This window comes from Streptomyces sp. NPDC042371 (assembly GCF_056437465.1).
In genome coordinates, this window is record NZ_JBWKAP010000002.1 from 519,556 (window position 1) to 532,985 (window position 13,430).

The window sequence follows — 13,430 nt, forward strand, 5'->3', positions numbered from 1 at the left end:
TGGCGACGGGGGAGTCCGATCCCGGGCGCCTCGGTTGATAATGGCTCCCGTCCACGCGGACACACCGTGTCGGGAGATGCGGTCCACCCCGGCTGCAAAGGCTCAGAGAATTGGGTTCCCATCCCCCGATACCGACCCGCGTCGTGCTGCTGACAGGCCCCTCCGGCTCGGGGAAGTCGTCGTTCGCCGCCCGCTCGGGGCTGCCCGTGCTCTGTCTGGACGACTTCTACAAGGAGGCGGGCGACCCCACGTTGCCGCAGGTTCCGGGCAGTTCGGACATCGACTGGGACTCCCCGGCCTCCTGGGACGCCGACGTGGCCGTCGCCGCCATCGAGGAGCTGTGCCGGACGGGGCGCACGAACGTGCCGGTGTACGACATCTCGATCAGTGCGCGCGTCGGGCAGGAGGCCCTGGACATCGAGCGCACGCCGCTCTTCGTCGCGGAGGGGATCTTCGCGGCGGACATCGTGGAGCGGTGCCGTGAGCTCGGTGTGCTCGCCGACGCGATCTGCCTGCGGGGGCGGCCCTCGACCACGTTCCGGCGGCGGCTGCTGCGGGATCTGCGGGAGGGGCGCAAGTCCGTGCCGTTCCTGCTGCGGCGCGGCTGGCGGCTGATGCGGGCCGAGCGCGCCATCGTGGCGCGGCAGACGGCGCTGGGTGCGCATCCCTGCGCGAAGGACGAGGCGCTCGGGCGGGTCGCCGCCGCGGCGGCGGGCCGGTGCGTGAAGGCGCAGGCCAAGGCCTCGTCGTAGGCAGGCCACGAGGTGCGGCCAGAACGGGAAAGCAGAAGGACCGGAAAGACCCCCCGGCCTTCCGGTCCTCTACTTGATTCCCCCGTGATTTCCCCCGTGCCACCGCCGCATCCCCCCGGAGCGACGGCCCCCGTTTCCCCCTGCCCCTCAGGCGACCAACTCGCCGAAGGACTCCTCCTGGTCACGGCCGAAGCTGAGGACCTCGTCCTCGCGCAGCCGGCGGAGCGACCGCCAGATGCTGGACTTCACCGTGCCCACACTGATGTCGAGGATGTCCGCGATCTCCGGGTCGGTGCGGCCCTCGTAGTAACGGAGGACCAGCATCGTGCGCTGCAGTTCGGGAAGGCGGGTCAGCGCCTGCCAGAGAACCGCGCGCAGCTCCGTGCCGCGCATCGCGTCCGTGTCGCCGACCGTCTCCGGCAGCTCCTCGGTCGGGTACTCGTTCAGCTTGCGGCGGCGCCACGCGCTGATGTGCAGATTCGTCATGGTGCGGCGGAGGTAGCCCCCGACCGCGGCCTTGTCACTGATCCTGTCCCAGGCCCGGTACGTCGAGAAGAGGGCGCTCTGCAGCAGGTCCTCGGCCTCGAACCGGTCGCCGGTCAGGTGGTAGGCGGTTGCGTACAGGGAGGCACGGCGCTCCTGGACGTAGGCGGTGAACTCCGCCTCCGACAGGGACTTCCGCTCCCCCGAGCCCTCCCCGTACGCGGCTCCCCCGTGAGCCTGGTCAACCACCGTCATCAAACCGGTGTGCTGACGCCCGGTGCCGCGAGCGCACCCCCGCCCGCTCACGGCACCGGACTTCTCAGACCCCCTCCCGACGCCGTGGAGACGCGTGACAACTGCGCTCGAACTGGTGCTGTGCAGCGAATTCATCTTGCGCCCCCCGTCGGTGGAGTCCGGCTTCTTCCGTGTGACCAGAACTCTGCCCCAGCCACTTCATGACGGTGTCCGTCGACTGTCACAGGCCTGTCACAGGGGTTGGGGACCCCTTCCACCTGTGAAGGTCACGTGTGGGTGCGGGCATCTACCTGCCCTTTACGGGCCCGGGGAGGCTCCAGCAGTCGAACTGGGGCCGTGACATGGGACAGAATGACGTCCGTGCCTTCCCTGTTGCTGATCGAGGACGACGACGCCATCCGGACGGCCCTGGAGCTTTCGCTCACGCGCCAGGGGCATCGGGTGGCCACTGCTGCCACCGGCGAGGACGGCCTGAAGCTGCTCGGCGAGCAGCGGCCGGACCTGATCGTGCTGGATGTGATGCTGCCGGGCATCGACGGGTTCGAGGTGTGCCGTCGCATCCGGCGCACCGACCAGTTGCCGATCATCCTGCTGACCGCGCGCAACGACGACATCGACGTGGTCGTCGGACTGGAGTCCGGCGCCGACGACTATGTGGTCAAGCCCGTGCAGGGCCGGGTGCTCGACGCCCGGATCCGCGCCGTGCTGCGGCGCGGTGAGCGCGAGGCCAATGACGCGGCGACGTTCGGTTCGCTCGTCATCGACCGGGCCGCGATGACCGTGACGAAGAACGGCGAGGACCTGCAGCTCACACCCACCGAGCTGCGGCTGCTCCTGGAGCTGAGCCGCAGGCCGGGCCAGGCCCTGTCGCGGCAGCAGTTGCTGCGTCTGGTGTGGGAGCACGACTACCTCGGCGACTCGCGGCTCGTGGACGCGTGTGTGCAGCGGCTGCGCGCCAAGGTCGAGGACGTGCCCTCGTCGCCGACCCTCATCCGTACGGTGCGCGGCGTCGGATATCGGCTGGACACGCCTCAGTGACCAAACCGCACGACAAGCTCCGCGGCTGGGCCGCGGCGCGCAAGGCGATACTGGCGGGGCTGCGCTTCACGAGTCTGCGGTTGCGGCTCGTCGTGGTGTTCGGGCTCGTGGCGCTCACCGCGGCGGTCTCCGCGTCCGGCATCGCGTACTGGCTCAACCGCGAGGCCGTGCTGACGCGCGCGCAGGACGCGGCGCTCAAGGACTTCCGCCAGCAGATGCAGAACCGTGCGGGCGCGCTGCCCGCCGACGTGTCGCAGGCCGAACTGCAGGCGACCGCCGAGCAGATGGCGAACAGCAGCCAGCGCTACAGCGTGCTCCTGGTCGCGGAGAAGAAGGGCGGCGGCCAGCTCGTCGGCTACTCCGACCTGGACGCCTTCACGCTGGCCAAGGTGCCGGGCACGCTGCAGAAGGCCGTGGCCAAGAAGCAGCCGCTGACCTCGGGCAACAAGAGCCCCTACCACCTGTACTGGCAGCGGACCGTCGACCACAACACCCCGTATCTGGTGGGCGGTGCCAAGGTGATCGGCGGCGGCCCGACCGGTTACATGCTCAAGTCGCTGGAACCGGAGGCGAAGGACCTGAGTTCGCTCGGCTGGTCCCTGGCCATCGCGACGGGGCTCGCGCTGATCGGTTCGGCGCTGCTCGCGCAGGCCGCGGCGACGACCGTGCTGAAACCCGTGCACCGGCTCGGTGTCGCGGCGCGGCGGCTCGGCGAGGGGAAGCTGGACACGCGGCTGCGGGTGTCCGGCACCGATGAGCTGGCCGACCTGTCCCGCACGTTCAACAGGACCGCAGAGAACCTGGAGAAGAAGGTCGCCGACATGAGCGCCCGTGACGAGGCGTCCCGGCGCTTCGTCGCCGACATGTCGCACGAGCTGCGCACCCCGCTGACCGCGATCACCGCCGTGACCGAGGTCCTCGAGGAGGAGCTCGACGCGGAGACCGGTTCCGTGGACCCGATGATCGAACCGGCCGTACGGCTCGTGGTGAGCGAGACCCGCCGCCTGAACGACCTCGTGGAGAACCTCATGGAGGTCACCCGCTTCGACGCGGGGACCGCGCGCCTGGTCCTGGACCACGTCGACATCGCCGACCAGATCACCGCGTGCATCGACGCCCGCGCCTGGCTGGACGCGGTGGAGCTGGACGCCGAGCGCGGCATCATGGTCCGCCTCGACCCGCGCCGCCTCGACGTGATCCTGGCGAACCTCATCGGCAACGCCCTGAAGCACGGCGGCTCCCCGGTGGAGGTGTCGGTCCGCCTGGAGGACGCCAAGCTGGTCATCGCCGTACGCGATCACGGTCCTGGCATCCCCGAGGACGTGCTGCCGCACGTCTTCGACCGCTTCTACAAGGCGAGCGCGTCCCGGCCGCGGTCCGAGGGCAGCGGCCTCGGCCTGTCCATCGCCCTGGAGAACGCGCACATCCACGGCGGCGAGATCACCGCCGCCAACTCGCCGGAGGGCGGCGCGGTCTTCACGCTGTGGCTGCCGCGCGACAGCGGCGAGACCGAGGGCAACGAGGACGAGCCTGCGGAAGGGGACCAGGCGTGAACGGGCGTCGTATCCGTGCCGTGGCCGCCGCCGTGGGGCTCACCGCCGTGCTCGCCGGGTGCGGGATCAGGTCGACCGAGGTGCCGACCGACTACGGCGCTGCGCCGTCGCGGGTGCCGTGTGTGATGTCGGGCTCCAGCATCGCGTCGCAGTCGGGCAGCGGTGTGCCGGTGCAGGTCTTCCTGGTGTGCGCGGCCCAGCTGGTGACCGTCGACCGCGACGTGCAGCTCCGCACGGACAAGGCGACCACTGACCGGGTGCGCATCGCGCAGGCCCTCCTCGACGAGCTGGCGATGCCTCCCTCGGAGGCCGAGAAGCAGGCGGGTTTCGCCACGGACGTGCGCCGCGGCACCACCGTGTCCGGGGCGCGCAAGGGCGACCCCGCGGAGGCGCTGCGCCTGAGCACGCCGCCGGAGGACCTGTCCGCCTTCGCGCTCGCACAGATCGTGTGCACACTGGCCGACAACGCGTCGTCGGACGACGGCACGGTCGTCATGGGCGGCCCCGCGGGCAGTCCGCTGCGGCGCTACGAGTGCACTCCGGAGGTGCGCTCCCGCCCAGGGACCGTGGCGCCCCCGGTGAAAACCGTCCGGTAACCACCACCGAGTACGCGGAACCGATCCTGCCGCCCCCGACGTCTTGGGGGACGTGCGTCAAGGCTCGGGCGGCCACAGTCCCGCCATCCGCTTCCGTGCGACAGGAGGATTCCTCCTCGTCGCACATCTCCTGCTCGTCGGGTGGATCACGTTGCGCCCGCTGGACGTCCCCTGGGTGAGTGCCGCGAATCTGCAGCCGCTCGCCGGGATCAAGGCGGACCTGGCGCTGGGCGGTGTGCAGGCGGCCCGCCGGATCGGCGAGAGCGTGCTGCTGCTCGCCCCGCTCGGCGTGCTGCTTCCGCTGGCCGGTGGCAGGCTCGTGGTTTCACCATGGGGTTCGCTGGTGCGTACGGTCGCGGCCGGGGCGATGCTCTCGCTCGGCATCGAACTGCTGCAGACCGGCGTGCCCGGTCAGGTCGTCGACATCGACTCGCTGCTCCTGAACACCTTCGGGGTGGCGCTGGCGCACGTCGCGGTCGTGCCCGCGGCCAGGGCGCGGCTCCGTCGCGGAGATGACGGGGAGCGTCGCACGGCCCTCCCCCGGGAGGAGGCCCCTCAGGGACCGACCCCGACGATTCCCAGGGTCGGTATCGCACCGTAGAGCGATGCTTTGACCTGCTTCGTGAACGTACTGTCGAAGTATCGAGGCACACAGAGAGGCCTCGCTTCCACGGTTCGCGAAGGAGCCCCACATGACCGCCCTTGCCCGCCCCACCAACGGCCGGATGATCGGCGGAGTGTGCGCAGCCCTTGCCAGGCGCTTCGGCACCTCCGCGACGACGATGCGCGTGATCTTCGTGATCTCGTGTCTGCTGCCCGGCCCGCAGTTCCTGCTCTACATCGCGCTGTGGTTCCTGCTGCCCTCGGAGAGCAAGGCCCGCCAGGCCTGGTGACCGCGGCCACGGCCTAGTGGTCACCACCTAGTGGTCACGACACGACGATGGGGCGCCCCTCCGGAGAGGGGCGCCCCATCGGGCGTTCGGACGGGGTCCGGTCAGCCGAGCGGCAGGCCGTTGACGCCGCTGCCGCCGAGGGGCAGGCCGCCGATGAGGCCGGAGACCGGCGAGGTCGGGCCGCCCGGCTTGGGGCTCGCGACGTTCTCGAGCACGGGCTTGGCGGCGTTCAGGCCGGTGCCGAGGGCGTTCTGCCCGGCGGTCAGGGACTCGGTCGCTCCGGCGGCGGGCACCACGGAGGAGACGGGGCCCAGGGCGGCCGCGGGGTCGGCGACGGCGGGGGCGGCGTTCGCCGCACCGGCGCCCGCGGCGGCGAAAGCGGCGCCGAGAGCGGCGACACCGAGGGACTTGGCGACAGACTGCTTCATCTCAATGTGTCCTTGCGTCATTGCTTACGGATGTGGGGAGGGGGGTTTGAGCGGTTCAACGACCGTAAGCAGCCCGGATCACGGTCCAAGGGCAAACGAAAAGCGGCCGGGGTGCGAAAACCCCGGCCGCCGACGCGTCGCTCAACGCGAACGCAATGACGTCAGCTCTCTACAGAAGCGCTGGTCGAGACGGTCTGACGGAACAGCCATTCGGACTTCAGCTCGGCATATCCGGGCTTGATCACGTCGTTGATCATGGCCAGGCGTTCATCGAAAGGAATGAATGCTGATTTCATCGCATTGACTGTGAACCACTGCATGTCGTCGAGCGTGTAGCCGAACGTGCCGACCAGGTGCTCGAATTCGCGGCTCATGCTGGTGCCCGACATCAGACGGTTGTCGGTGTTCACGGTCGCGCGGAAGTGCAGCTTGCGCAGCAGGCCGATGGGGTGCTCGGCGTAGGAAGTGGCGGCGCCCGTCTGGAGGTTGGACGTCGGGCAGAGCTCCAGCGGGATGCGCTTGTCACGCACGTACGAAGCGAGGCGGCCGAGGCGGACGGTGCCGTCGTCGGCGATCTCGATGTCGTCGATGATGCGCACGCCGTGGCCGAGGCGGTCGGCGCCGCACCACTGCAGGGCCTGCCAGATCGACGGCAGGCCGAAGGCCTCGCCCGCGTGGATCGTGAAGTGGTTGTTCTCGCGCTTGAGGAACTCGAAGGCGTCGAGGTGACGGGTGGGCGGGAAGCCCGCCTCCGCGCCCGCGATGTCGAAGCCGGTCACGCCGAAGTCGCGGTAGCGGTTGGCGAGTTCGGCGATCTCCAGGGCGCGGGCGGCGTGCCGCATGGCGGTGAGCAGGGCGCCCACGCGGATGCGGTGCCCGTTCTCCTTCGCGCGGCGCTCGCCCTCGCGGAAGCCTTCGTTGACGGCCTCGACGACCTCTTCGAGGGTGAGGCCGTCCTCCAGGTGCTGCTCGGGGGCGTACCGGATCTCGGCGTAGACGACGCCGTCCTCGGCGAGGTCCTCGGCGCACTCGGCGGCCACGCGCTTGAGGGCGTCCTTCGTCTGCATCACCGCGCAGGTGTGGGCGAAGGTCTCCAGGTAGCGCTCCAGGGAGCCGGAGTCGGCCGCCTCGCGGAACCAGATCCCGAGCTTGTCGGGGTCGGTCTCGGGCAGGCCCTCGTACCCGTTCTCCCGGGCGAGATCGACGATCGTGCCCGGGCGCAGGCCACCGTCGAGGTGGTCGTGCAGGAGCACCTTGGGGGCGCGGCGGATCTGCTCGGCGCTGGGCTTTTCACGGTCCGTGTGACCGGCTGTGTGTGTCTGGCTCGTCATTTCGGCACTCTAGCGCCTACGCGCGTAGAACTCACTGGTCGATACGTAACAGTGACCCTGCGGAAGGGTGGCGTACACCATGGCTTCTGACACTGTTCTGTCATGGCAGAGGAAGGGACCGCGGGGCCGGCGGGCGCGGCCAGGCTCGGGCGTGTGATCGGGACGGCGCCTTCGGCGGTCGGCGGAGTGGTGCTCCTGCTCCCCGGCGGCGCCGAGACGTCGAGCCGCAAGCCGTCGCCGCTGGCGGGAGTCGGTGTGCGTGCGCTCGGCCGGAGACTGGCCCACGACGGCCGGGAGGCGGGCCTCGCCACGCATGTCGTGCACTACCGCTGCCGGGGCTGGAACGGCGCGCAGGCGGAGCTCGCCCGCGACACGAACTGGGCGGTGGACGAAATCGTACGTCTCTACGGCGACGTCCCCGTCTGCCTCGCCGGAGTGGACATGGGCGGCCGCGCGGCGCTCCGCGCGGGCGGGCACACGGCGGTCAACTCCGTGCTGGCGATGGCCCCTTGGCTGCCGGAGGACGACGTGGCCGCGCCGCCCGAGCCGGTGAAGCAGCTCGCGGGGCGGCGGGTGCTCATCGTGCACGGCACGAACGACGAGCGGACCGATCCCGAGCTGTCGTTCCGGCTCGCCGAGCGGGCCAAGAAGGCGAACCGGGACGTGTGCCGGTTCGAGGTGCACTCGGACGGGCACCGGTTGCACCAGCACCAGTCCGAAGTCCTGGCGCTGGCCTCGGACTTCGTGATGGGCACGTTGTTCGGGGCGGACTTTGCCCGACCCTTGGAGGATGCGTTGGCGGCTCCGCCGCCGTTGGGGTTGCGGATGCCTCTTGCCTCCGGCTTTGGGCAGTCGCTTCGAAGGTGACCCCGCGACGGGGCTCTGTCATCACCGGCTTCGCCGAGTTCGTCCTCAATCGCCGGACAGGCTGATATCCGGCAGCAGCTTGCCCTTTCTGCTCAGCAAGAACTCCTTGAACGCCGCCACCGGTGGCGTGTCCGGGTGGCCGTCCAGCCATGCCACGCCGATCTCGCGCACCGCCCGCTGCCCCGTCACCGTCAGCTCCACCACCCCCGGGCGCGGCACCGCGGGCGGGGGCAGCAGGGCCACGCCCAGGCCCGCCGCGACCAGGCCGCGCAGCGTCTCCGCCTCCTCGCCCTCGAACGCGATGCGGGGCTTGAAGCCCGCCTCCCGGCAGAGGTCGTCCGTGATGCGGCGCAGGCCGTACCCCGGCTCCAGGGTCACGAAGGCCTCTTCGGCGGTCTCGGCGAGGCGGACCCGCTTGCGGGAGGCCAGCCGGTGGTCGTCGGGCACGACCAGGCGCAGGCGCTGCTCGTCGAGCCTGCGGGCGACCAGGTCGGGCGCGTCGGGCACGGGTGAGGTGAGGCAGAGGTCGAGCTCGCCCGCGCGCAGCCGCTCCAGCATCGCCTCGCCGTAGTTCTGGACGAGGCTGAAGCGGATGCGCGGATGGTCGGCGCGGAAGGCGCGGATCAGTCCGGGCACCGTCTCCGAGCCCATCGTGTGCAGGAAGCCGAAGGCGACCTTGCCGGACGCCGGGTCGGCGTCGGCCCGCACCGACTCGGCGGCGCGCTCCACCTCGCCGAGCGCCCGCTCGACCGAAGAGAGGAAGGTGCGGCCCGCCGGGGTGAGCGAGACCGTGCGGCCGCTGCGCGCGAAGAGGTCCACGCCCAGGTCCCGTTCGAGCCGGACGAGGGCGCGGGACAGCGTCGACTGGGGGATCCGCAGCTGCTCGGCGGCGCGCGTGACGTGCTCGGTGCGGGCGACTCCCGCGAAGTACGCGAGACGGGGCGCGAGCAGCGTCACGATGTCCTGCGCATCACTGTTCTGTGACACGCGCCGCTGTGACCTCTGCTGATGCTGCATGGGAACGATTATGGGGTTTCCATGCATTGGACGCATCAGAAAACCGGCCGTACGTTCTTCGCATGCCTGCTGACAGTAGTGGGGCGTCCGCCACCCTCGCGGTCGCCCCTGCCCCGTCGTCCCCCGCCACCCCCGCCCCCGCCTCCGCCGACACACGGCTGACCCCGGGCGGGCCCGGCTACCGCCGGATGAGCTTCGCGCTCTTCCTCGCGGGCGTCGCGACCTTCGCGCTCCTCTACTCCACACAGGCCCTCCTCCCCCTCGTCTCCGCCGACTTCGGCGTGAGCGCGAGCACGGCCAGCTGGACGGTGTCGGCGGCCACCGGCGCGCTGGCCCTCTTCGTCCTTCCGCTGAGCGCCCTCAGCGAGCGCTACGGGCGGCGCACGATGATGACCGCCTCGCTGACCATCGCCGTCGCCGTCGGGCTCCTCGTCCCCTTCTCCCCCTCGGTCGAGGTCCTGATCGCGCTGCGCGCCGTGCAGGGCGCGGCCCTCGCGGGACTCCCCGCGTCCGCGATGGCGTTCCTCGCCGAGGAGGTGCGGCCCAAGGCGCTGGTCGCCGCGATCGGCCTGTTCGTGGCGGGCAACTCCATCGGCGGGATGAGCGGGCGCATCGTCACCGGCTGGGTCGCGCAGGCCTGGGGCTGGCGCGCGGCGGTCGGCGTGGTCGGTGTCGTCGCGGTGCTGTGCGCGGTCGCCTTCCGCGTGCTGCTGCCCGCGCCCCGGCACTTCGCCCCGGGGCCGCTGAGCCCCAAGTCCCTCGCGCGCACGGTGCGTACGCATCTGTCGAACCCGCTCCTGTGCAGGCTGTACGCGATCGGGGCGCTGTTCATGACCGTCTTCGGGGCGGTCTACACGGTGATCGGGTACCGCCTCACCGAGGCGCCGTTCTCGCTGCCGCAGGGCGTCATCGGCTCGATCTTCCTGGTCTACCTCGTCGGCACGGTCTCCTCGGCGGCCGCCGGGCGGCTCGTGACCCGGCTCGGGCGGCGCGGCGCGCTGTATCTGGCGGTGAGCACGACGGCGGGCGGGCTGCTGCTCTCCCTCTCCTCCTCGCTCGTCCTGGTCCTGCTCGGGCTCGTGCTGATCACCGCGGGCTTCTTCGCGGGTCACGCGGTCGCGTCCTCGTCGGTGAGCCGGACGGCCACGACCGGGCGGGCGCAGGCGTCGGCGCTCTACCAGTCCGCGTACTACCTGGGCTCCAGCGCGGGCGGCACGCTCGGCGCGGTCGCCTTCCACGCGGGCGGCTGGGCCGGGACCGTGGGGCTCGGCATCCTCGCGGTGCTCGGGGTCGTGTCGGTCACGGTGTGGGGCTCGCACGCGGCGCGGGCGCAGGAGCGGCGTGCTCTCGTGGCTCGCTCCTGCTGATTTCACCTGCGGGTTTTCCCACTCCGGGGGCCGTTGTCAGTGGGCTGCGGTAGCTTCCGATGTGTTGGGCCTCGCATCGGGCTCTTCTCGCAACGCAGGGGTGGGTTGGGATGAGCGACATCGCAGGGACGACGGCCGATCTGGACGTCACGCTGGAGAAACACCGCGTCGAGCTGACCGGGTACTGCTATCGGATGCTGGGCTCCGCCTTCGAGGCCGAGGACGCCGTGCAGGACACGATGGTCCGTGCCTGGCGCAGCTTCGAGAAGTTCGAGGGCCGCTCCAGCATCCGCTCATGGCTGTACCGCATCGCGACGAACGTCTGCCTGGACATGCTGAACGCGGGCAACCGCCGCGCCCGTCCCATGGACCTGACCGCCGCCGCCCCGCTGGCGCAGGCCGCGCTCAACCCGCGCCCGGACAACACCTGGCTGGAGCCGATCCCGGACGCCCGCGTCCTGCCCACCCCCGGCGACCCCGCGGAGGCGGCGATCGCCAAGGAGTCGGTGCGGCTCGCGTTCGTCGCCGCCCTGCAGAGCCTGCCGCCCAAGCAGCGCGCGGTGCTGATCCTGCGCGAGGTCCTCGCGTGGAAGGCCAGCGAGGTCGCCGAGCTGATCGACACCTCCGTCGCCTCGGTCAACAGCGCACTGCAGCGGGCCCGCGCCACCCTCGCCGAGCGGCCGGAGGACGACACGGCCGTCTCCGACCCGCTGGACGAGGACCAGCAGAAGCTCCTCGAGCGGTACGTCACCGCGTTCGAGGGCTATGACATGGCGGCGCTCACCGCGCTGCTCGCCGAGGACGCCGTCATGACGATGCCGCCGTTCGACCTGTGGCTGCGCGGCACGGCGGACATCACCGGCTTCATGACCACCGTGGGCGCATCGTGTGCCAACAGCCGCCTGGTCCCGGTGAACGTGAACGGCACCCCGGGCTTCGCGCACTACAAGCCCGACCCGGACAACGGCGGCTTCGCTCCGTGGGCGATCCAGGTCATCGAGATCTCAGAGGGCCGGATCACCGGTTTCCACTGCTTCCTGGACACGCCCCGGTGGTTCCCGCTGTTCGGCATGCCCCTCCATCTCGACGACTAGGCCGAGGAGTTCGACGAGGCCCACGAGGCCGAGCAGGGCCAGCAGGGCGGGGGTGGGATTCCTGAGGCGGATCCGGCCCCCGGCCCTGCGGGCGGCGAGCTGCAGCCGGGCGACGGCGTCGACGGTCGGCAGGTCGGCGGTGGTGACGGCGGCGACGTCGCAGATCACGTCGCCTCCGTCAGGCCCGTGCCGGGCCTCGGCGACGCGCTCGCACAGGTGCGGGACGTCGGCGGGGCCCAGCGGCCCCGCGATGCGGATGAGGTTCTCTTCGTCAGCAGCCACGCAAGGGTGACTGCCGGAACGACCCGAACTCATCGGTATGAGGCCGCGGCGCTGCTGGGCACCTGCCTGGGGCTCCGCCCCGGACCCCGCACCGGAGCGCCCCTCAGGGGCGCGGGGAACTACGCGAGCAACCCCCACGCCCCAGCAGTCGGCGTGCCCGGGACACCCCCGAGCTCCTAGCCGATCCGGTCCAGCACGATCGGGTTCGGGGTGAACGCCGTGCCCGACGGGGCGATGTCGAAGGAGCCCTCCACGGACTGGAGCGCGTACGCGAAGCGGTCCGGGGTGTCCGTGTGGAGGGTCAGGAGGGGCGCGCCCGCCTCGACGGAGTCGCCCGGCTTGGCGTGGAGTTCCACCCCCGCGCCCGCCTGGACCACGTCCTCCTTGCGGGCCCGGCCCGCACCGAGGCGCCAGGCCGCGACGCCGACGTCGTACGCGTCGAGGCGGGTGAGCACACCCGACGACGGGGCGGTGACCACATGCCGCTCCCGTGCCACCGGCAACTCCGCGTCGGGGTCGCCGCCCTGCGCCGAGATCATGCGGCGCCAGACGTCCATCGCCGAACCGTCCGCCAGCGCCTTCGCGGGATCCGCGTCCTTCAGGCCCGCCGCGTCGAGCATCTCGCGGGCCAGGGCGAGGGTGAGCTCGACGACGTCGGCGGGGCCGCCGCCCGCGAGGACCTCCACGGACTCCCGGACTTCGAGCGCGTTGCCCGCGGTCAGGCCGAGCGGGGTCGACATGTCGGTGAGGAGCGCCGCCGTGCGGACACCGCTGTCCGTGCCCAGCTCGACCATCGTGGAAGCCAGTTCACGGGCGTCTTCGATGTTCTTCATGAAGGCGCCGGTGCCGACCTTCACGTCGAGGACGAGCGAGCCCGTGCCCTCCGCGATCTTCTTGGACATGATGGAGGAGGCGATCAGCGGGATCGCCTCCACCGTGCCGGTCACGTCACGCAGCGCGTAGAGCTTCTTGTCGGCGGGGGCGAGGCCGTCGCCCGCCGCGCAGATCACGGAGCCCGCGCCGTTCAGGACGCTCAGCATCTCCTCGTTGGAGAGCAGCGCGCGCCAGCCGGGGATGGCCTCCAGCTTGTCGAGGGTGCCGCCGGTGTGGCCGAGGCCGCGGCCCGAGAGCTGCGGGACGGCCGCGCCGCACGCGGCGACCAGCGGGGCGAGCGGCAGCGTGATCTTGTCGCCGACGCCGCCGGTGGAGTGCTTGTCGGCGGTCGGGCGGGACAGCGAGGAGAAGTCCATGCGCTCGCCGGACGCGATCATCGCGGCGGTCCAGCGGGCGATCTCCTTGCGGTTCATGCCGTTCAGGAGGATCGCCATCGCGAGGGACGACATCTGCTCGTCGGCGACCGTGCCGCGCGTGTACGCGTCGATGACCCAGTCGATCTGCTCGTCGCTGAGTTCGCCCCGGTCGCGCTTGGTGCGGATGACGGAGATGACGTCCATGGCAGTCCTTCCAGCAGTAC

The 13,430-nt window shown here is 71.2% G+C and carries 15 protein-coding genes; 9 read left to right on the plus strand and 6 right to left on the minus strand.

Going from position 1 to position 13,430, the window contains the following annotated elements:
• The first annotated feature begins 110 nt into the window (after positions 1 to 110).
• Positions 111 to 752 carry a uridine kinase family protein gene (locus AC068B_RS08065; protein WP_468556310.1) on the plus strand — a complete coding sequence of 214 codons (642 nt, stop codon included), beginning with the start codon at positions 111 to 113 and terminating at the stop codon, positions 750 to 752.
• Between the two features lie 147 nt (positions 753 to 899).
• Here AC068B_RS08065 and AC068B_RS08070 read toward each other — a convergent pair whose 3' ends face one another.
• Complete coding sequence (locus tag AC068B_RS08070) at positions 900 to 1,625, minus strand: SigE family RNA polymerase sigma factor (RefSeq protein ID WP_478669804.1); 726 nt, start codon at positions 1,623 to 1,625, stop codon at positions 900 to 902.
• A 225-nt stretch (positions 1,626 to 1,850) separates the two neighbouring features.
• On the opposite strand from AC068B_RS08070, the gene afsQ1 reads away from it, so the two are divergent.
• The 5 genes from afsQ1 (at position 1,851) to AC068B_RS08095 (ending at position 5,570) form a co-directional block, all read left to right on the plus strand.
• Positions 1,851 to 2,528 carry a two-component system response regulator AfsQ1 gene (gene afsQ1 / locus AC068B_RS08075; protein WP_033264947.1) on the plus strand — a complete coding sequence of 226 codons (678 nt, stop codon included), beginning with the start codon at positions 1,851 to 1,853 and terminating at the stop codon, positions 2,526 to 2,528.
• Entirely contained in the window at positions 2,525 to 4,081 is a 1,557-nt protein-coding gene (locus AC068B_RS08080; protein WP_478669806.1) for an ATP-binding protein, read from the plus strand. Before afsQ1 ends, AC068B_RS08080 begins: the two co-directional genes overlap by 4 nt.
• The gene (locus AC068B_RS08085; RefSeq protein ID WP_356251130.1) at positions 4,078 to 4,677 is read left to right on the plus strand and encodes a hypothetical protein; all 600 of its coding nucleotides are present in this window, start codon (positions 4,078 to 4,080) and stop codon (positions 4,675 to 4,677) included. Before AC068B_RS08080 ends, AC068B_RS08085 begins: the two co-directional genes overlap by 4 nt.
• A 43-nt stretch (positions 4,678 to 4,720) precedes the next feature.
• Positions 4,721 to 5,278, plus strand: a complete 558-nt coding sequence (locus AC068B_RS08090) for a VanZ family protein (RefSeq protein WP_478669808.1) — start codon at positions 4,721 to 4,723, stop codon at positions 5,276 to 5,278.
• A 91-nt stretch (positions 5,279 to 5,369) separates the two neighbouring features.
• Positions 5,370 to 5,570 carry a PspC domain-containing protein gene (locus AC068B_RS08095; protein ID WP_478669810.1) on the plus strand — a complete coding sequence of 67 codons (201 nt, stop codon included), beginning with the start codon at positions 5,370 to 5,372 and terminating at the stop codon, positions 5,568 to 5,570.
• 101 nt (positions 5,571 to 5,671) lie between these two features.
• On the opposite strand, the gene AC068B_RS08100 is transcribed toward AC068B_RS08095, so the two are convergent.
• Both AC068B_RS08100 and AC068B_RS08105 read right to left on the minus strand, forming a co-directional pair.
• The gene (locus tag AC068B_RS08100; RefSeq protein WP_356251140.1) at positions 5,672 to 5,998 is read right to left on the minus strand and encodes an ATP-binding protein; all 327 of its coding nucleotides are present in this window, start codon (positions 5,996 to 5,998) and stop codon (positions 5,672 to 5,674) included.
• Between the two features lie 161 nt (positions 5,999 to 6,159).
• Positions 6,160 to 7,329, minus strand: coding sequence for an adenosine deaminase (locus tag AC068B_RS08105; protein ID WP_478669812.1), 1,170 nt, complete (start codon positions 7,327 to 7,329; stop codon positions 6,160 to 6,162).
• Between the two features lie 102 nt (positions 7,330 to 7,431).
• Between AC068B_RS08105 and AC068B_RS08110 the strand changes: the two genes are divergently transcribed.
• Positions 7,432 to 8,196 (plus strand): alpha/beta hydrolase, encoded by a 765-nt coding sequence (locus AC068B_RS08110; protein WP_356251145.1) that lies wholly within the window; start codon positions 7,432 to 7,434, stop codon positions 8,194 to 8,196.
• Positions 8,197 to 8,241: 45 nt separating this feature from the next.
• Here AC068B_RS08110 and AC068B_RS08115 read toward each other — a convergent pair whose 3' ends face one another.
• Positions 8,242 to 9,213 (minus strand): LysR family transcriptional regulator, encoded by a 972-nt coding sequence (locus AC068B_RS08115; protein WP_478669815.1) that lies wholly within the window; start codon positions 9,211 to 9,213, stop codon positions 8,242 to 8,244.
• Positions 9,214 to 9,275: 62 nt separating this feature from the next.
• Here AC068B_RS08115 and AC068B_RS08120 point away from each other — a divergent pair, with 62 nt between their 5' ends.
• Together AC068B_RS08120 and AC068B_RS08125 are read left to right on the plus strand one after the other, a co-directional pair.
• Entirely contained in the window at positions 9,276 to 10,580 is a 1,305-nt protein-coding gene (locus tag AC068B_RS08120; RefSeq protein ID WP_478669816.1) for an MFS transporter, read from the plus strand.
• A 110-nt stretch (positions 10,581 to 10,690) separates the two neighbouring features.
• Positions 10,691 to 11,674 (plus strand): sigma-70 family RNA polymerase sigma factor, encoded by a 984-nt coding sequence (locus AC068B_RS08125; protein ID WP_468556289.1) that lies wholly within the window; start codon positions 10,691 to 10,693, stop codon positions 11,672 to 11,674.
• Here the strand turns inward: AC068B_RS08125 and AC068B_RS08130 are convergent.
• Both AC068B_RS08130 and AC068B_RS08135 read right to left on the minus strand, forming a co-directional pair.
• On the minus strand, positions 11,585 to 11,956 hold the full coding sequence (locus AC068B_RS08130) for an STAS domain-containing protein (RefSeq protein WP_478669818.1): 372 nt from the start codon (positions 11,954 to 11,956) through the stop codon (positions 11,585 to 11,587). The genes AC068B_RS08125 and AC068B_RS08130 overlap by 90 nt on opposite strands.
• Before the next feature lie 176 nt (positions 11,957 to 12,132).
• A complete protein-coding gene (locus AC068B_RS08135; protein ID WP_478669820.1) occupies positions 12,133 to 13,410 on the minus strand; it encodes a thymidine phosphorylase in 1,278 nt (425 codons plus the stop codon).
• Between the last annotated feature and the right edge of the window lie 20 nt (positions 13,411 to 13,430).